Origin of the sequence: Pseudonocardia nematodicida, from assembly GCF_040105385.1 — a bacterium.
Classification (GTDB): domain Bacteria; phylum Actinomycetota; class Actinomycetes; order Mycobacteriales; family Pseudonocardiaceae; genus Pseudonocardia; species Pseudonocardia nematodicida.
In genome coordinates this window covers 373,309-392,411 of the sequence record NZ_JBEDNQ010000003.1, presented here as the reverse complement: position 1 = coordinate 392,411, position 19,103 = coordinate 373,309, and the positions used below count along the sequence as shown (strand labels likewise).

General features: G+C 75.2%; 12 protein-coding genes. 4 read left to right on the top strand and 8 right to left on the bottom strand.

The features are described from left to right. The first annotated feature begins 234 nt into the window (after positions 1 to 234). Positions 235 to 2,466 carry an NADP-dependent isocitrate dehydrogenase gene (locus tag WIS52_RS09250; protein ID WP_349297715.1) on the top strand — a complete coding sequence of 744 codons (2,232 nt, stop codon included), beginning with the start codon at positions 235 to 237 and terminating at the stop codon, positions 2,464 to 2,466. Positions 2,467 to 2,886: 420 nt separating this feature from the next. Here the strand turns inward: WIS52_RS09250 and WIS52_RS09245 are convergent, their stop codons facing one another. Both WIS52_RS09245 and WIS52_RS09240 read right to left on the bottom strand, forming a co-directional pair. Further along, on the bottom strand, positions 2,887 to 3,186 hold the full coding sequence (locus WIS52_RS09245) for a DUF3017 domain-containing protein (protein WP_349297714.1): 300 nt from the start codon (positions 3,184 to 3,186) through the stop codon (positions 2,887 to 2,889). Between the two features lie 28 nt (positions 3,187 to 3,214). After that, positions 3,215 to 4,069, bottom strand: a complete 855-nt coding sequence (locus WIS52_RS09240) for a bifunctional methylenetetrahydrofolate dehydrogenase/methenyltetrahydrofolate cyclohydrolase (protein WP_349297713.1) — start codon at positions 4,067 to 4,069, stop codon at positions 3,215 to 3,217. 133 nt (positions 4,070 to 4,202) lie between these two features. Here WIS52_RS09240 and WIS52_RS09235 point away from each other — a divergent pair, with 133 nt between their 5' ends. Both WIS52_RS09235 and WIS52_RS09230 read left to right on the top strand, forming a co-directional pair. Further along, the gene (locus WIS52_RS09235) at positions 4,203 to 5,201 is read left to right on the top strand and encodes a PdxA family dehydrogenase (protein WP_349297712.1); all 999 of its coding nucleotides are present in this window, start codon (positions 4,203 to 4,205) and stop codon (positions 5,199 to 5,201) included. Between the two features lie 268 nt (positions 5,202 to 5,469). After that, the gene (locus WIS52_RS09230) at positions 5,470 to 6,132 is read left to right on the top strand and encodes a GPR1/FUN34/YaaH family transporter (protein ID WP_349297711.1); all 663 of its coding nucleotides are present in this window, start codon (positions 5,470 to 5,472) and stop codon (positions 6,130 to 6,132) included. 157 nt (positions 6,133 to 6,289) lie between these two features. On the opposite strand, the gene WIS52_RS09225 is transcribed toward WIS52_RS09230, so the two are convergent. Beyond that, complete coding sequence (locus WIS52_RS09225; RefSeq protein WP_349297710.1) at positions 6,290 to 9,628, bottom strand: error-prone DNA polymerase; 3,339 nt, start codon at positions 9,626 to 9,628, stop codon at positions 6,290 to 6,292. A 525-nt stretch (positions 9,629 to 10,153) separates the two neighbouring features. On the opposite strand from WIS52_RS09225, the gene WIS52_RS09220 reads away from it, so the two are divergent. Further along, positions 10,154 to 11,671 (top strand): M28 family peptidase, encoded by a 1,518-nt coding sequence (locus WIS52_RS09220; RefSeq protein ID WP_349297709.1) that lies wholly within the window; start codon positions 10,154 to 10,156, stop codon positions 11,669 to 11,671. Between the two features lie 79 nt (positions 11,672 to 11,750). Here the strand turns inward: WIS52_RS09220 and WIS52_RS09215 are convergent, their stop codons facing one another. The 5 genes from WIS52_RS09215 to WIS52_RS09195 all read right to left on the bottom strand — a co-directional run bounded on the left by WIS52_RS09215 (position 11,751) and on the right by WIS52_RS09195 (position 19,040). After that, positions 11,751 to 13,382 carry a DNA polymerase Y family protein gene (locus WIS52_RS09215; RefSeq protein ID WP_459077133.1) on the bottom strand — a complete coding sequence of 544 codons (1,632 nt, stop codon included), beginning with the start codon at positions 13,380 to 13,382 and terminating at the stop codon, positions 11,751 to 11,753. A gap of 35 nt (positions 13,383 to 13,417) precedes the next feature. After that, positions 13,418 to 14,575, bottom strand: coding sequence for a hypothetical protein (locus WIS52_RS09210; RefSeq protein WP_349297708.1), 1,158 nt, complete (start codon positions 14,573 to 14,575; stop codon positions 13,418 to 13,420). 338 nt (positions 14,576 to 14,913) lie between these two features. After that, entirely contained in the window at positions 14,914 to 16,473 is a 1,560-nt protein-coding gene (purH, locus tag WIS52_RS09205; protein ID WP_349297707.1) for a bifunctional phosphoribosylaminoimidazolecarboxamide formyltransferase/IMP cyclohydrolase, read from the bottom strand. Positions 16,474 to 16,476: 3 nt separating this feature from the next. Beyond that, a complete protein-coding gene (gene purN / locus WIS52_RS09200; protein WP_349297706.1) occupies positions 16,477 to 17,091 on the bottom strand; it encodes a phosphoribosylglycinamide formyltransferase in 615 nt (204 codons plus the stop codon). Positions 17,092 to 17,321: 230 nt separating this feature from the next. After that, positions 17,322 to 19,040, bottom strand: a complete 1,719-nt coding sequence (locus tag WIS52_RS09195; RefSeq protein ID WP_349297705.1) for a cell division protein PerM — start codon at positions 19,038 to 19,040, stop codon at positions 17,322 to 17,324. Positions 19,041 to 19,103: the final 63 nt, after the last annotated feature.

Here is a 19,103-nt window from a genome sequence, read left to right as displayed (position 1 = left end):
GGCGGTCGTCGCACCCACGGTAGCCGCTGGAGACACCGCTTCCCCGGATCCTCCGCGCGGGTGTCGGACCGGTTACTCCTGCGGGCGGTACGCCGTGGCCTCGGGATAGCGTGTCCGGCGGAAGCGGGTCGCCGCGCCGGGGGCCCGCCCGGTCATCCCGGGCACGCACCGGCGTCGCGCAGGGCCGCACAGATTCGCCAGCACCCGACGACCCCGAGGCAGGCCAGACACCCGATGAAGCTGATCTACACCTACACCGACGAGGCGCCGGCGCTGGCGACCCACTCGTTCCTGCCGGTCATCGAGGCCTTCGCCGGCCAGGCCGGGGTCGACGTGGAGACCCGCGACATCTCGCTGGCCGCTCGCATCCTGGCGCAGTTCCCGGACCGGCTGACCGACGCGCAGCGCGTCCCGGACGCCCTCGCCGAGCTGGGCGAGCTGGCGAAGACCCCGGACGCCAACATCATCAAGCTGCCGAACATCAGCGCGTCGATCCCGCAGCTCAAGGCCGCGATCGCCGAGCTGCAGGGCGCGGGCTACGCCATCCCGGACTACCCGGAGAGCCCGCAGAGCGACGACGAGAAGGCCGCCCGCGCCGCCTACGACGCCGTCAAGGGCTCCGCGGTCAACCCGGTCCTGCGCGAGGGCAACTCCGACCGCCGCGCCCCCGCCTCGGTCAAGAACTTCGCCCGGAAGCACCCGCACTCGATGGGCGCCTGGAGCTCCGAGTCGAAGTCCCACGTCGCGACGATGTCCGACGGCGACTTCCGGCACTCGGAGACCTCGTTCACCGCCCCGGCCGACGGCGCCCTGCGGATCGAGCACGTGGCCGCCGACGGCACCGTGACCGTCCTCAAGGAGTCGGTGAAGGTCCTCGCCGGCGAGATCGTCGACGCCGCCGTCATGCGCCGTGAGGCGCTGCAGGCCTTCCTCGCCGAGCAGGTCGCCGACGCCAAGACCCAGGGCGTGCTGTTCTCGGTGCACCTCAAGGCCACGATGATGAAGGTCTCCGACCCGATCATCTTCGGGCACGCGGTGCGCGCCTACTTCGCCGACGTGTTCAGCACCTACGGCGACGACCTCACCTCGGTCGGCGCGGACCCGGACGACGGCCTGGCCTCGGTGCTGTCCGCGCTGGAGAAGCTGCCCGCCGACAAGCGGGACGCGATCGAGAAGGCGATCACCGCCTCCTACGAGTCCGGCCCGGCGCTGGCCCAGGTCGACTCGTCGCGCGGGATCACCAACCTGCACGTGCCCAGCGACGTCATCATCGACGCCTCGATGCCGGCCGCGATCCGGTCGTCCGGGCAGATGTGGAACGCCGACGACGCCACCCAGGACGCCAAGTTCGTCATCCCGGACTCGTCCTACGCCGCGCTCTACGACGAGACCGTCCGGCACTGCCGCGAGCACGGCGCCTTCGACCCGACGACGATGGGCACCGTCCCCAACGTCGGGCTCATGGCGCAGAAGGCCGAGGAGTACGGCTCGCACGACAAGACCTTCGAGATCGCGGCCGCCGGCACGGTCCGGGTCGTCGACGCGGCCACCGGCGAGACGCAGCTCTCCCACGACGTCGCCGAGGGGGACATCTTCCGCGCCTGCCAGACCAAGGACGCCCCGATCCGCAACTGGGTCGGGCTGGCCGTCGACCGGGCCCGCGCCACCGGTTCCCCGGCGGTGTTCTGGCTGGACGCCACCCGCGCGCACGACGCGCAGGTGATCGCCAAGGTCGAGCAGTACCTCGGTGAGCACGACACCGACGGCCTGACCATCGAGATCCTCCCGGTCGCCGAGGCCACCCGCTACACCCTGGAGCGGGCCCGCAAGGGCTCCGACACGATCTCGGTCACCGGCAACGTGCTGCGCGACTACCTGACCGACCTGTTCCCGATCCTCGAGCTGGGCACCTCGGCGAAGATGCTCTCGATCGTCCCGCTGATGAACGGCGGCGGGCTGTTCGAGACCGGCGCCGGCGGCTCGGCACCCAAGCACGTCCAGCAGCTGCAGAAGGAGAACCACCTGCGCTGGGACTCGCTCGGCGAGTTCCTGGCCCTGGCGGTCTCGCTGGAGAACCTGGCGTCGAAGTCGCCCGACCCGCTGCGTGCGACGCTGCTGGGCACCGCGCTCGACGCCGCCACCGGGCAGCTGCTCGAGAACGGGAAGTCGCCGTCGCGCAAGGTGGGCGAGCTCGACAACCGGGGCAGCCACTTCTACGTCGCGCTGTACTGGGCGCAGGAGCTCGCCGCGCAGACCGAGGACACCGAGCTCGCGGCCGTCTTCGCCCCGCTCGCCGAGTCCCTGGCCGCGGCCGAGGAGACCATCGTCGGTGAGCTGAACGCCGCACAGGGCGGCCCGGTCGAGCTGGGCGGCTACTACTACGTCGACCGCGCCAAGGCCGACGACGTGATGCGCCCCAGCGCGACGTTCAACGCCGCGATCGACGGGTTCGCCGGCAAGGCCTGACCCACCGCCGCACGACGACGGGGGCCCACCTCCTGCGGTGGGCCCCCGTCCGCGTTCCCGGGCCACCCCGCCGGCTCCCTCGGATGCCTGAAGATCGCCACTTTGCGAGACACGATCTTTTAGTCCGTTCGTGCAGGTAAGCCCTTTACAGCGCCCGAAATCCCGGATGATCTCGTGCCCCTGTCACCGAATGTGTCCGACGGGCGGGTAGAATCTTCATACTGATGATCATTATCACAGCGATGCCCCGCTCCCCGCTCGGGCCTCCCGCTCCCGACCCGGCACGCCGTGTGCCGCGCGTCGAGGCCACGAGCACCGGCCCCGGACGCCCCGGCAGCAAGCGCCCCGCCGGCCCGCGTCGACCGCCGACCCGCCGACCCGCACACCCGGTGTACCCGGGAGACACCCGCCGCTGAGGACTCAGCCCACCGACAGGGAGCCTCGCGTGATCGTCATCGCGAGGGCCAGGACCACCACACCGAACCCGCCGTAGATCAGGGCGTCGGCGTGCCGGCCACGGATGGCCAGCAGCCCGACCCGGTCCGGCGGCAGCGCGAGCCGCATCCCGGCCGCGGCCAGCATCGCGATCCCGAACAGCGCGGAGCCCTCCCGCCAGTGCTCGGTGACCACCCGCTGCAGACCGAGCAGCACGGTCGCCAGGACGACGAGCAGCGGCCAGTGGGTGCGCAGCCGCGCCCGCAGACGCTGCGCCGCACTCACTCCGACAAGCTCCGTTCGGTGCCGATGCTCACTCCGACAAGCTCCGTTCAGCTGCCTCGACGACGTTCGTCAGCAGCATCCCCCGCGTCATCGGGCCGACACCGCCGGGCATCGGCGCCAGGAGGCCGGCGACCTCGGTGACCTCCGGCGCCACGTCGCCGACCAGACCCAGATCGGTCCGGGTGACCCCGACGTCCAGCACCGCCGCACCGGGCTTGATCTGGTCCGCGGTGATCAGCCCCGCCTTCCCCGCGGCCGCGACGACGACGTCGGCCTCCCGCAGGTGCGCGGTAAGGTCCCGGGTGCCGGTGTGGCACAGGGTCACGGTCGCGTTCTCGGAACGCCGGGTCAGCAGCAGCCCCAATGGCCGCCCGACCGTCACACCCCGGCCGACGACGACCACCCGCGCCCCGTCCAGCTCGACGCCGAACCGCCGGCACAGCTCCACGATCCCGCGCGGGGTGCAGGGCAGCGGGCCGGGCTCACCCAGCACCAGCCGCCCGAGGTTGACCGGGTGCAGTCCGTCGGCGTCCTTGGCCGGGTCGACCCGCTCCAGCGCCGCGCCGGAGTCGAGCCCGGCGGGCAGCGGCAGCTGGACGATGAAGCCGGTGCAGGTCGGGTCGGCGTTCAGCTCGTCGATGACCTCGGAGACCTGTGCCTGGCTCGCGTCCGCGGGCAGCTCGCGTTGCAGCGAGGTGATGCCGACCTTGGCGCAGTCCCGGTGCTTGCCGCGGACGTAGGCGTGCGACCCGGGGTCGTCGCCGACCAGCACCGTGCCGAGCCCGGGCGTCGTCCCCGCCGCGGTCAGCTTCTCGACCCGGGCCCGCAGGTCCTCCAGCATCTCCGCCAGCGTCGCCTTGCCGTCCATCACCCGTGCGCTCACATCGCCATCCTCGCAGGAGCCCGCCGCGGACGACCAACTCGACCGGGACCGCCCCGCGAACGGTGACGCGAACCGGAGAATCCTATAGCATCCACGATCACTCGCCCGGCCAGACGATCGAAGGAGATCGCCGATGACCGACCGCGCTGCCCACCCCCGGATCGCCGTCACCCTGGGTGACCCGGCCGGCGTCGGCCCCGAACTGGCCGCCCGGCTGCTCGCGGACCCGGCCAACCGGGAGGCGGCCGAGATCACCGTCCTCGCCTCCCGCGCCGAGCTCGACGCCGCCGCGGCGGTCGCCGGTGTCGAGGTCCCGATCGCCGGGACCCCCGGCCCCGGACACGTCGTCCTGCTCGACGACGGCACGGAGGCCGGGCCGATCCCGCCGAAGCAGATCTCGGAGGAGGCCGGCCGTCGCGCGATGCACCAGCTCCTGCGCGCCCTGGCGATGGCCCGCGCCGGGGAGATCGACGGGATCGTGTTCACCCCGCTGAACAAGACCAGCCTGAGCATGGCCGGGATGCACGAGGAGGACGAGCTGCGCTGGTTCGCCCGCGAGCTCGGCCACGAGGGCGTCACCTCGGAGATCAACATCATCGACGGGTTGTGGACGGCCCGGGTGACCAGCCACGTCAGCATCGCCGACGTCGGCGAGCGGGTGACCGCGCCGAACGTGACCGCGGCGATCGGGTTGCTGCACACCCTGCTGCGCGACTCCGGGCTCGACGCTCCCCGCCTCGGGGTGTGCGCGCTCAACCCGCACAACGGCGAGAACGGGCTGTTCGGCCGGCACGAGATCGACCACATCCGGCCGGCGGTGGAGGCCGCGCGGGCCGGCGGGATCGACGTCGCGGGCCCGTTCCCGTCGGACACGATCTTTCTGGCCAGGGAGCGCTACGACGGCATCGTCACCATGTACCACGACCAGGGCCAGATCGCGATCAAGCTGCTCGGCTTCGACGGCGGGGTGACGGTGCAGGGCGGCCTGCCGGTGGTGATCGCGACACCGGCGCACGGGACCGCGTTCGACATCGCCGGGCAGGGGATCGCCCGGATCGCCTCCACCCAGAACGCCTTCGACGTCGCGGTGTCGATCGCCCGCCGCGCCGTCCGCCGGGCCGCCGCGGCCTGACCCGCAGCCGACGCGCCACCGCCGCCGGGCATCGACCCGGAGGCGGTGCCGCCGGCGTCCCGCGGGGTCGCCCCCGACCTGACCGAACGGCGCGTACGTGCCGTCGAAGGAGGGGACGATCGCTATCTGAACTGCGGAAACGCCCGCACCGCGTGCCTCCGGCGGAGGGGATGCGGTCTGACCTTCCGGAGGGGCCGGAGACGATCTCGTCGAGAGCAGAATCACACAGCCGGTGCGCCGACCGGCCCAACTCGACGAGGAGTCCGCCATGAGTGTGGAGAGCGAGACCGCCGGTGCACACGCCGCCGCACCGCCCGTTGCCGCCGCGCCGCCGACCGCCAACCCGGCCCTGATGGGCCTGATCTGCTTCCTGCCGTCGGGCATCACGCTGGGCCTGTGGTTCGTCGGCTACCTCGACACGACCGCACTGCCCGGCGGGATGATCCCGATCGTCACCTTCTCGGCGGGCCTGTTCCTGCTGCTCTCGGCGATGGTCGCGCTGCGGGTCGGGGACAGCGTCACCGCCGCGATCTTCGGCATCTTCTCGGCGTTCTGGACGAGCTTCGGCGTGCTGCTGATGGCGCTGAACAACGGCTGGATCATCGACGCCGGCACCGGCGACCCGCTGGGCGCCGACCAGGTCGCGTCGATCCAGTCGGCCTACCTGCTGTCGTTCACGCTGGTGTTCATCCTGCTCACGCTGGCCACGCTACGGCTGCCGCTGATGTTCACCATCGGTTTCGTGCTGGTCGACATCACCTTCGTGCTCGCCTACGTCGGCGTGACCGCCGGGCTCGCCGGGCTGTTCCCGATCGCCGGGATCACCACCTTCGGCTTCTGCCTGGTGTTCGCCTACATCCTCTACGACGCGTTCGGCCAGACCATGGGCGCCCGCCCGATGGCGATGGGGAACCCGCTGGTCAGGTCCTGACCACCGCCGCCCGGTCCCCCCGGCCGCCCCGCCTCACCCCCCACCCCCCACCCGACTCATGGAGCTTTGGTTCGGTCGCACCGAACCAAAGCTCCATGAGTCGTGGATGGGGATTGGGGCTGGACTGGGCTGGGCTGGGCTGGGCGGGGCGGGTCGATCAGCAGAAGTCGCGGGACCTCACGGTGACGGCCAGCGGCATCCGCTGCAGGCGGTCGGCGAGCAGGTTCAGGACGCCCTCGGGGCTGCGCTCCAGGCGTCCGCGCACCAGCAGCGCCGCGCTGCCCAGCGCGACCGACCGGTAGCGCGCCCAGAGCCCCTCCGAGCAGGTCACGTTGAGCATCCCGGACTCGTCCTCCAGGTTCACGAACGTCACGCCGCCCGCCGTCGCCGGTCGCTGCCGGTGCGTCACCAGCCCGCCGACCAGCACCCGGGGCGGCGCGTCCGGACCGGCGAGGCGGCCCACGGCGTCGAGCCGGTCGATCCGGATCGCGCCGAGCGCGTCGAGCTTGTCCCGCAGGTGCTGGATCGGGTGGCTGTCGGGCGAGACGCCGGTGGCCCACACGTCGGAGACGGTCAGCTCCGCCTCCGTCATGCCGGGCAGCGCGGGAGCGGTCAGCCCGACGGCGGTGCCCGGCAGGTGCTCGGGCCGCACCCCGGCGACGACGCCGGCCGCCCACAACGCCTCCCGGCGGTCCACCCCGAAGCAGCCGAACGCGCCGGCGGTGGCCAGCGCCTCGGCCTGCGGCCCGGTCAGCCGGACCCGCCGGGCCAGGTCGGCGAGATCGGCGAACGGCCCCCCGGACACCCGCTCGGTGTCGAGGGTCTCGGCGAGCTCGGTGCCGATCGTGCGGATCCCGGCCAGGCCGAGCCGGATCGCCCAGCCGCCGGTCGAGGTCGGGTCGGGCTGCAGGATCGCGTCCGCCCGGCCCTCGTTCACGTCCGGGCGCCGGACCCGCACGCCGTGCCGGCGGGCGTCGGCGACGAGTGACTGCGGCGAGTAGAAGCCCATCGGCTGCGCGTTGAGCAGCCCCGCGCAGAACGCCGCCGGGTGGTAGAGCTTGAACCAGGCCGAGTAGTAGACCAGCGCGGCGAAGCTGATCGAGTGGCTCTCCGGGAAGCCGAAGTTCGCGAACGCCAGCATCTTGGTGAAGATCGTCTCCGCCAGCTCGCCGGTGATCCCGTTCGCCGCCATCCCGTCGAAGAACCGGCCGCGCAGCCGTTCCATCTTCTCGGTGGAGCGCTTGGCCCCCATCGCCCGGCGCAGCTCGTCGGCCTCGGCGGCGGAGAACCCGGCGACGTCGACGGCGATCTGCATCATCTGCTCCTGGAACAGCGGGATGCCCAGGGTCTTGTCCAGCGCCGGTCTCAGCAGCTCGTGGTCGTGCTCCCAGCGGTCGATCCCGTTGCGGCGCCGGATGTAGGGGTGCACCGAGCCGCCCTGGATCGGGCCCGGCCGGATCAGCGCGACCTCGACGACCAGGTCGTAGAACTCGCGCGGGCGCAGCCGCGGCAGCGTCGCCATCTGGGCGCGGGACTCCACCTGGAACACCCCGACCGAGTCGGCCCGGGAGAGCATCGCGTAGACCTCCGGGTCGGACTCGCCGATCTCGTGCAGCGCGATCCGGGTGCCGTCGCTCCCGGCGACCAGGTCCACCATCAGGTGCAACGCGGTGAGCATGCCCAGGCCGAGCAGGTCGAACTTCACCAGCCCGGCCGCGGCGCAGTCCTCCTTGTCCCACTGGACGACGGTCCGGTCGGCCATCCGCGCCCACTCCACCGGGACGACCTCGGACACCGGCCGGTCGCAGATGACCATGCCGCCGGAGTGGATGCCGAGGTGGCGGGGCGCGCCCAGCAGCTGACCGGCGAGGTCGACGAGCCGCTCGGGCATCGAGTCCGGCAACTCCGAGGCCTCCAGCGCGTGCCAGCGCTCCACCCGCTTGCTCCAGGCGTCCTGCTGGCCGGGGGAGAACCCGAGCGCGCGGGCGGTGTCCCGGATCGCCGACCGCGGCCGGTAGGTGATCACGTTCGCGACCTGGGCGGCGTAGAGGCGGCCGTAGCGGCGGTAGACGTACTGGATGGCCTCCTCCCTGCGCCCGGACTCGATGTCCAGGTCGATGTCGGGGTAGCCGTCCCGGTCCGGGGACAGGAACCGTTCGAACAACAGGCCGTGCCGGACGGCGTCGACGTTGGTGATACCCAGCGCGTAGCAGACCGCGGAGTTCGCGGCGGACCCCCGGCCCTGGCAGAAGATGTCCTCGCGACGGCAGAAGTCCACGATGTCTCCCACGATCAGGAAGTAGCCGGGGAAGTTCTTCTCCTCGATGATCGTCAGCTCGCGCTCGACCGTGCGGGCGGCGAACGGGTTCTCGTCGTGGCTGCCGTAGCGCTCCATCCGGCCGCGCTCGGTCAGCTCCCGCAGCCAGGAGGCCTCGGTCTCCCCCTCCGGTACGTCGAACGGCGGAAGGTCCGGCGCCACCAGGTGCAGCTCGAACGCGAGCTCCCGGCCCAGCTCCGCGGCCCGGGCCACCGCCCCCGGGTGCCGGTCCTCGAACCGCATCGCCATCTCCTCGCCCGACCGCAGGTGGGCGGTGCCCGCCGCGGGCAGCCAGGGGTCGATCTCGTCCAGGCTGCGCCGGGCCCGCACCGCGGCGACGGTGGCGGCCAGCGGCGCGCGGTCCGGTGCGGCGTAGTGGGCGGCGGTGGTGGCGACGGTCGCGACGCCGGCCGCCGCGGCGAGTGCGGCCAGCGCGTCGTTCCGCTCGGTGTCGAGCGGGTCGCCGTGCACGGTCAGCTCGACGCGGACGTGCTCCCGGCCGAACCGCGCCGCCAGCCGTTCCAGCTCGGCGGCGGCCGCCTCCGGACCGCCACGGTCCAGGGCCCGGCGCACCGCACCCTTGCGGCAGCCGGTGAGCACGACCACCCGGCCCGCGGTGTCGGCGACCACCTCGTCGAGGTCGTAGACCGGGCGGCCCTTCTCCCCGCCGCGCATCTGCGCGGTGGAGAGCGTGCGGCACAGCGCGCGGTAGCCGTCCGGACCGCGGGCGAGCAGCAGCAGGTGCTCGCCCTCCGGATCGGCGACGCCGTTCTGCGGGCCGGACAGGCCCAGGCTCAGCTCGGCCCCGAAGACGGTGCGCATCCCGAGCGTGCGGGCGGCCTCGGCGAACCGGACCACGCCGTACATGCCGTCGTGGTCGGTGAGCGCGATCGCCTCGAGCCCCAGCTCGGCCGCCCGTTCGACGAGCTCCTCGGGGGCGCTCGCGCCGTCCAGGAAGCTGAAGTGCGAGTGGCAGTGCAGCTCCGCGTACGGGACGGTCGCCGCGCCCGGGCGCAGCCCCTCCGGCGGTGCGTAGGGCCCGCGGTGCGCGGACCAGGCCGGGGCGTCGCCCCCGTCGGCCTCCGGTCCACCGCGCAGGCTCGACCCGTCACGCGCCGGCCGGCCGGAGAGCGCACTCTCCAGCTCGGACCACGGGACGTCGGGATTCTGCCAGCCCACCGCTGCAGCCTACTCGAACACACGTTCGACGACGTCGACCGAGTGGGTGCCGTTCCACCGGATCGGACGTGGGGTCGGGCGGGGTCCGGGCTGCCGTGCGGGGACCGGTCGGGGGCTCCCCAGCTCCGGCCGGCCCCGCACGGCGGTTCCGAGCTCCTCCGGGAACACCGGCCGCTCCCCAGCGCCGGGCCCCGGGGCCACTCGGACGGACCCGTCAGGGAGTCGGAGGGTCCGTCTCCGGATGCCCCACCGACGGATCCGAGTCCACCAGCCGAAGCTGTGGAACCGCTGAGACCACACCGTGGATCGGCCGTGGAAAGCCCCGCTGCGGCGGGCGATCTCCCGCGCCGAGCCGGGCACGTCCGGTTCGGGAGGCCGTGTCGTGATCGAGGATTTACTGCACGTCCACGCCCGATGACGGATGCTGGTCCCGGTGCGCGGGGCCCGGGGCAGGGCCGCGGCGCCGGGACGCGCCCCGGAAGCGGCGCGCGGGATGCCCGGGACGGGGCGGACGGGGGTGGGTCCATGCGGCCGGGGACGACCGGGACGACGGGACGGGACCGGGGCAGGCGACGACCGGCATGGCGCCGGCCGGCGACGGCGCTGATCGCCGGACTGGCCGCGATGGCGCTGGTCGCGTGTGCGAACGCGCCGGCTCCGCCGGACTCGAACGTCGCGCTCGGCGACGGCGCCGGGGCCGCCGACGGGGCCGACCCGGGGCTGCCCGACCGCCTGGCCGGCGCGGTCTCCGAGGAGGCCGCGTACGCCCACCTGGAGGCCTTCGAGCGGATCGCCGACCAGCACGACGGCAACCGGGCCGTCGGCACCTCCGGCTACGACGCGAGCGTCGACTACGTCGCGGGCGTGCTCCGTGAGGCCGGGTACGAGGTGCAGACCCCGTCGTTCGACGTGCGGACCTTCACCGCGGGCGACGCCCGGCTGACGGTCGCGGACGCGCCGGTGACCACCGAGGTGCTCAGCTTCTCGCCGGCGACCCCGCCCGGCGGCCTGACCGCACCGCTGTCGGTGCGGCCGAGCGCCCCGGAGGACCCGACCCCGGGCTGCGACGCCGCCGACTACCAGGGGATGCCCGAGGGGGCGATCGCCGTCGTCGAGCGGGGGTCGTGCGAGTTCGGGCAGAAGTCCCAGGTCGCCGGCGCCGCCGGGGCGGTCGCGGTGATCATCGTGAACACCGAGGACGCGGCGCTGCCGGCCACCCTCGGCGACACCGAGAACGTGGTGCCGACCGCGGCGGTCACCCGGACCGCCGGGCAGACCCTGCAGGACGGGCAGCAGGCCACCCTGGTCCTGGACACCACCATCGAGCAGCAGAGCTCCCGCAACGTGCTCGCCGAGACGAAGACCGGCGACCCGGATCGGGTGCTGATGGCCGGAGCGCACCTCGACTCGACCCCCGAGGGGGCCGGGATCAACGACAACGGCAGCGGCAGCGCCGCGCTGCTCGAGGTCGCCGAGAAGCTCGGTGCCGAGCCGCCGGCCGGTCAGCGGGTGCGGTTCGCCTGGTGGGGCGCCGAGGAGATCGGCCTCGTCGGGGCGACGAAGTACGTCGAGGGCCTTTCCGAGCAGGACGCCGCGCGGGTCGCGCTCTACCTGAACTTCGACATGGTCGGCTCGCCGAACGCCGGCTACCTCGTCTACGACGGCGACAACTCCGACAACCTGGGCGGGGAGGCCGGACCGCCGGGGTCGGAGACCGCGGAGCAGGTGCTGACCGACGCGCTCGTCGCGGCGGGCGCGCCGGAGCCGGAGGGGACGGCGTTCGACGGCCGCTCCGACTACGGCCCCTTCATCGAGGCCGGGATCCCGGCGGGTGGCCTGTTCACCGGCGCCGAGGAGCAGAAGACCCCGGAGCAGGCCCAGAAGTGGGGCGGCACGGCCGACCAGCCCTACGACCCCTGCTACCACACCGCGTGCGACCGGCTGACCAACATCGACCGGACCGCGTTCGAGCGGAACATCACGGCGATGGGGTCCGCGATCGGCCGCTTCGCGGTGGACATGTCGGGCGTGCCCGCGCGCTGAGCATCCGGGCCGGCGCGGTTGCCGCGCCGGCCCGGGAACGGAGCCGGTCGTGGTGTCTCGGCCGGTCGTGGACACCGGGTCAGTCGTAGACACCGGCGACCTCCCAGCGGTCGTCGCGATGCACGAGCAACAGGGCCGTCCCGTCGTCGAGCACGACCTGCAGGCGTACCGCAGGACCGGGTCCGCCGGCCGCCCACCAGCGGGTGTGCACCGGCCAGGGTCCGGCCCAGCCGGTGATCCCCCGGTCCGGTCCGTGGCCGGCGATCCGGGCCGGCGCTCCGTCCAGCAGGTCCGGTGCCGCGGGGGCCAGCTCCGTGCCGGTGGCGTCGAGCAGCCGTACCGGCACCGGTGCGGGCGGCACGGTCGCCGGGGACGGCGCGGGCAGCCGGCCCGGCCAGGACGCCGGCGGGTCCTTCGGCGGACGGGCGGACGGGGCCGCGGCGTCGTCGGCCGCCGTCCGGTCCTCACCCCACGGGACCATCCGGATCCGCTCCCCCGGATCCCGCCCGCCGGTCGGCACCGCGGTGAGCACCGCCTCCGGCCCGAGCAGGGCCTGCACCCGGACCAGCGCCCGCCCGGCCCGCTCGTCGCCCTCCCCGACGTCGCCCCACAGCCCGCGTTGCAGCGCACCGGCCGCCACCGTGTCCTCGGGGGTGAGGCGCAGGGCGACCAGCGTCCCGGACCCACCGCGGCCCAGCCAGGCGTCCAGCTGCCAGCGCACCCGGTCGACCGTGCCGGACGGGGTGAGCGGCTCGGCGCACCTCCAGACCCGCAGGAGCTCCTCGGAGTCCGCGGTGCGCGCGTGCACGCCGAGCCGGGTGCAGGCCAGCCCGTGCCCGGCGAGCGCCTCGTGCAGCCGGGTCGCCAGCCCACGGGCGGCGAACGCGGCCGCGTCGACCCGGTCCACCGGCGGATCCAGCTCGATCGCCGCGGACAGCTCCTCCGGTGGCACGCGACGCGCCGGGGGACGCGGGTCGAGCCCGCGGGCGAGCCGGTGCGCGGCCACCGCGTCGGCTCCGAACCGGGACGCGACGTCGGCCTCGGCGAGCGCCGCGAACGCACCCAGCGAGCGCAGCCCGAGCCGGCGCAGCAGGTCGACCAGGTCCGAGCGGTCCACCTCCGGGTCGCGGTCCAGCTCGGCCACCTCCATCGGCGCGAGGAATTCCGCCGAGCCGCCGACCGGCACCCCACGCCCCCGGCGGGCGGCGAGCTCGGCGGCGAACATGCCGTCCGCGACGCCGACCTGGCACTCGGTGGCGGCGTGCAGCGCGACCTGGTCGATCAGCCGTTCCACCGCGGCCCGTTCACCGCCGAACCAGCCGACCGGCCCGCGGGCGGGCAGCACCAGCAGCCCGGGGCGGACCACCTCGACCCCGGGTGCGAGCGCCTCGACCGCGGCCGCGACGGGTTCGAACAGCCGGGCGTCCCGGCCCGGGTCGGTGGCGAGGACGGCCAGGTCGGGGCAGCGCGCCTCCGCCTCCCGCCGGCGCAGCCCACGGCGCACCCCGTGCCGGCGGGCGACGGCCGAGCAGGCCAGCACCCGATTGGCGTGGAACACCGCCGCGGGGCGGTGCGCCGGGACGTGCGCGGCCCGGGCGGCGGCGGTGACCGGCCAGTCCGGGGACCAGACGGCCAGGACCCGCGACGCGGGGACGCTCCGGGCGGTGACCGGGCGGTCGGCGGCGGCTCCGGCCATCGGTGCTCCGGCCATCGGTGCTCCGGCCGGAGAACCGGAGATCGCGGCGCTCATCCGGCCGCCCGCACCGCGGCGATCCGGGCCGGTGGACCGGTACGCGTGCCGGGCGCCGGGACCTCCACCGGCCCACCCGGGACCACGGCACCGTCCGGAACCACGGCACCGTCCGGAACCGTGACCGTCCCGGCCGGGCCCGGCAGCAGCACCTCGGTACCGACGCCCGCCGGCCCGCACCCACGCCCGTCCACACGCACCTCGATCCGGCGTGCCCGCAACCGCCCGGCCCCGCGACCCGTGCCCTCCCAACGCGGCCGCTCACACCGCAACCGCAGGTCCGCGCCCGGCCAGGCACCCAGTGCGAGCAACACCGCCCCGCGCTGGCGGGCGCGGGCCATCAGCCGTTGCCGGTCCGCGGCTCGGAGCCCGGCACGCTCCGGACCGGCCACCGCGACCAGGTCGAGCCCGTCGAGCAGGGCCGCGGTGACCGGCACCAGGTCTGCCCCCGGGTCCGGGACGAGCGCCAGCCGCTCCAGCCGTACACCCGCCTCCGCCGCGGCCGCCGCACCCAGTCCCGGACGCCCGACGACCCCGGCCCAGGCCCCCTCCCCCGAGGCGGCGGCGAGCAGCGCGAACAGCAACGATCCCGCGCCCGGCCCGGCGCCGACCGCGACCGTGGATCCGCGACGCAACCCGCCCCCGGGCAGCATCCCGGCCAGTGGCCCGGGCACCGGGAGCACCCCCGCGTCCACCACCTCCGCCGTACCCAGGACGCGTGCGGCACCGCCGGTCCCGGGCGCCGCCGATCCCGGATCGGGCACGGCGGGCACCCGCGCGGTCCGGACCCGCTCGGGGTCGGACCGGCGCTCCACCCGGTGCAGCACCTGCCGGGCCCGGGCCAGCCGCTCCGCCGCCGACCCCGCCCGTTCGGGCCCCCCGACCGGGCCCCGCGCCTCCGGGAACGGCTCCCGCCCGCTCCCCTGCTCACCGGGCGGGCGGAGGGCGAGCGGGTGCCCGGCCCGCGTGCCGGTCCGGCCCGCGAGGACGGGTTCCCCGTCCGCCCCCGCGCGCCGCGTCCCGGCCCCGATCACCGGACCGGACACCGTGGCCGGGTCGAACACCGGCTCGGGCTCCCCGTCCGTGCCGCCGTCGACCGCGCTCCCCGGAGCGGCCGCCGCCACCGTCGACGCTCCGCCCACAGCCCTGCCCACACGGACCTCCCCCGTCGCACCGCGACCGGCCGGGTGGCCGGTCGTTCCCTGCCCGGCGCGCCGCGGGGAAGGCGGCGCGTGCTCGAACCGATGTTCGAATCATAGGGCCTGGGCCGACCCTCCCGCAGCCCCCGGTCGGGGGACCCGGAGCGGGCCGACGCGGAGCACCGTCGCACGGACCCCTGACAGTTTCCGCGGACGCGGGCGATCCGCCGGTCTCCCCGCGCACCTCGCAGAGGTCTCACCGACCTCGCAGCCGCCACGGCACCTGCGAGGTGGCCAAGGACCCTGCGAGGCCGGGGAAGCTCTGCGAGGACCGGGGCCCAGGGGACGCCAGGTCAGTGGGCGAAGTGGCGGGTTCCGGTCAGGTACATGGGGACGCCGGCCTTGGCGCAGGCGGCGACCACCTGCTCGTCACGGACCGATCCGCCGGGCTGCACCACGGCCGCCACACCGGCGTCGAGGAGCACCTCGAGGCCGTCGGGGAACGGGAAGAACGCGTCCGAGGCGGCGACCGCGCCGCGCGCCCGCTCGCCGGCGCGCTCCACGGCCAGCTTGGCGGCGTCGACCCGGTTGACCTGTCCCATCCCGACGCCGACGGCCGCGCCGTCGTGCGCGAGCAGGATCGCGTTCGACTTCACCGCGCGGCAGGCCCGCCAGGCGAAGGCGAGGTCCGCGAGCGTCGCGGCCGGCACCGGGTCCCCGGTGACGAGCTTCCAGGCGGCGGGGTCGTCGCCGTCGGCGTCCACCAGGTCACGCTGCTGGGCGAGCATCCCGCCGGAGATCGGCCGCAGCTCGGTGCCGCCCCGCACGACCTCGCCCGGAATCCGCAGCAGCCGGACGTTCTTCTTGCGCGCCAAAACCTCCAGCGCGTCGTCGGCGTAGGACGGGGCGACCACGACCTCGGTGAAGACCTCCGCGACCTGCTCGGCCATCGCCACGTCGACCTCGGCGTTGCACGCGATCACGCCGCCGAACGCCGACACCGGGTCGGTCGCGTGCGCCTTGCGGTGCGCCTCCGCGACGTCGGCGCCGACCGCGATCCCGCACGGGTTGGCGTGCTTGATCACCGCGACGGTCGGGGTGTCGCCGTGGTCGTGCGCGGCGCGCCAGGCGGCGTCGGCGTCGACGTAGTTGTTGTAGGACATCTCCTTGCCGTGCAGCTGCTCGGCGCCGGCCAGTCCGGCGGCCCGGCCGTCGGTGTAGAGCGCGGCGGCCTGGTGCGGGTTCTCGCCGTAGCGCAGCGGGCGCGCGCGGGTCCAGGCGGCACCGATCCACTCCGGTGTGGAGTCCCCCGACGTCGACGGGAACTGCTCGCCCATCCAGGTCGCGACGGCGGCGTCGTAGCCCGCGGTGTGCCGGAACGCCTCGGCCGCCAGGCGGCGCCGGTCGTCGACGACGAACCCGCCCGCGGCGACCTGCTCGAGCACCCACGCGTAGCGGCCCGGGTCGACGACGACCGCGAGGCTCTCGTGGTTCTTCGCCGACGCGCGCACCATCGCCGGGCCGCCGATGTCGATCTGCTCGACGACCTCGTCGCGGCCCGCGCCGGACGCGACGGTCTCGGCGAACGGGTACAGGTTGGACACCAGCAGGTCGAACGGCGCGATGTTCAGCTGCTCGAGCTGGGCGACGTGCTCGGGCTTGCGGGTGTCGGCGAGCAGCCCGGCGTGCACCCGCGGGTGCAGGGTCTTGACCCGGCCGTCGAAGCACTCGGGGAACCCGGTGACCTCCTCGACCGGGGTGACCGGGACGCCGGCGTCGGCGATCCGCTGCGCGGTCGAGCCGGTGGAGACGATCTCCACGCCTGCCGCGTGCAGCCCGGTGGCCAGATCGAGCAGCCCGGTCTTGTCGTAGACGCTGATCAGGACCCGGCGGACCGGCCTGCGCTCACTCATCACTCACCTCGTGCTTCTCCCGGCCGCCGTGGCGGTGGCGGCGAGCCGCCGCACCGTCCCGACCAGCAGCCGTCGTTCCTCGGTCTTGATCCGCTCGTGCAGGGCCGCCTCGTCGTCCCCGGGCCGGACGGGCACCTCCGCCTGCGCGAGGACCGGCCCGGTGTCCAGACCGGCGTCGACCTCGTGCACGGTCGCGCCGGTGACGTCGACCCCGGCGGCCAGCGCGTCGCGGACGGCGTGTGCGCCGGGGAACGCGGGCAGCAGGGCGGGGTGGGTGTTCAGCATCGGGCATCCGATGCCGTCCAGGAAGGCCGGTGCGACCAGCTTCATGAACCCCGCGCCGACGACGAGGTCGGGCCGGTGGGCGAGCACCCGTCCGGTCAGGGCACGGTTCCAGGCGTCCCGGTCGGGGTGGTCGGCGAGCCGTTCGACGAAGGTCGGGACGTCCGCGGCACGGGCCCGGTCCAGGCCCGTCGCCCTCGGCCGGTCCGCACCGACGGCGACGACCCGGTAACCCGACCCGGCGTCGTCGAGCAGCGCCTGCAGCAGGGTGCCGCCGCCGGAGACGAGGACGACCACCCGGAACGTCCCCGGGGTCGCCTGCCCGTCCGTGCGCACGCCCACTCCCTCGTCACCTCGAACCGGCCGCCGGTCGCGGCCTGTCACGCCGCCGACCAGCGTAGGCGCCGGGACGGGAGGGGGTGCGGGACGGTCCGGTGGCACCGGTCACCGCCGATGATCACCCGTTGTGGAACGCGGCGAGCGCCTGCCGCACGCTCCGCTCCACAACCGTCGATCACCACGGTCGCGTGTGGCCCGACCAGGCCGCGGACGTCACCCCCGGCCGGTCACCGCTCGTCCGGCGCGGCCGGGGCATCCCGATCGTCGGTACCGGACGCCGGCTCGCCGGCGGACCCGGGATCGGTGTCCGTCCCGGCCGCGGGCTCGGTCTCGGCGTCGGGACCGGCCGGCTCCGGACCGTCGTCACCGGAGGGGTCGGGCCGCTCGTCCCCCGACACCCCCGGCCGCGCGTCCCCGGACACGTCGAGCCGCTCGTCCCCGGACACGTCGAGCCGCTCGTCCCCGGACACGTCGGGCCGCTCGTCCCCGGACACCGCCGCGCCCGAGGTGCGGCGCCGCTCGACCAGGTCCCCGACCGTCGCCGGCCGCGGCCGGCGGGTCCGCGCGGCCCGGGCGGCCCGCGCGCGCTCCGCGGCCGACCGGCCCGGGCGGGCCGACCGGCCCCGCCCGCCGCGGCCCGCCGGTGCGCGCCCGGCGAGCTCGGGACCGGCGCAGGTCAGCACCGCAGGCACCCCGACGAGGAGCAGGACCGAGAGTCCGGCCGCGCTGCCGTGGAACGACACCGGGTCGTACGGGCCACCGGCCAGCTGCCCGCCGGCCACCGTCGCCAGCAGGAACACGCCGACCGCCACGAGCGCCACGGCGGTCGCCGGGGCGGCGATCCGGTCCCCGGGCGCCCCGGCGTCGGGCAACCGGCGGCGGCAGGCCATCCCGGTCAGCACGCCGACCGCGACCGGCAGCAGGAACACCAGCGGCGCCGCGGGCGGCACGGTCGTCACCGGCAGCACCGCGGTGAGCGGGAAGGGCGGCAGCGGGCCCGGCGCCGCGGCCAGCGGCGAGGACGTCGCGATCCCGACCGACACGCCAGCGCCCAGCGCCCACGACAGCGCGCCGACCAGCGCGTTCGGCAGATACCCCACGGCCAGCACGAGCACCCCCGCGGCGGCGAGGACGCCGGGGCCGAGGCGGGCGGCGGCGTCGGTGGCGTCGACGGCGTTCACCGCGAGCACCGTGCACAGCACCAGCGCCCCGACCATCAGCAGCCCGGTGACGGCGACCCGCACCCCGGCCAGCACCGACTCCGCGCCGGGCCAGAGGCCCACGACCCGTCGCCAGGCCACCGGCGGGCCGCACGCGATCAGCACCCCGGCGCCGGCGGCCGCCCCACCGATCAGGCCGGCGCCGACCATGGACGCCCACGGTGCCGTCACCGCCATCTCCCGCGGCAGCAGCGCCCCGGCGAGTACCGCCACCGCGGCGGCGGCGCCGGCCTGGGACGCGACCACCGCGCCGGCGTCGTGCCGGACCCGGCCGCCCAGGCGTCGCACCGCCCACCGGGAGAAGAACGCGACCATCCCGACGGCCACCGCGGTCGGCATCAGCGGCAGCACGCCGAGGGGACGGCCGTCGAGCGCGACCGGGATCTGGTGCGCGGCCAGCCACATCGGGACGGCGGCGGCGAGCGCGCCGTCCGCGGTCACCGGGGCGCCCCCGGTCGCGGTGAGCAGCGCGGCGACCGGGACGAGCAGGGTGTAGCCGGCGAGGACCGCGCCCATGGTCGCGGCCAGCAGCACCCGCAGCCGGTCGAGCCCGTCGGCCCGGCCGCGGGGCCGGGACGGGCGACCGGCGGAGGTCGCGCCGCGCCGGGTACCACCCGGACGCTCGGCGACGGCCGTCGCCCGCGCGCCCCGGGCCCGACCCGCCGCCCCGGACGACCGGGATCCGGCTGCAGTACGTCCGCGTTCGGCCCGGGATGGCGTGCTCACCCGGTCAGGGTCGCAGCGCGGGACCCGCTACCCGGTCAGGCACGCCGGAGGTGTGACCGCCGG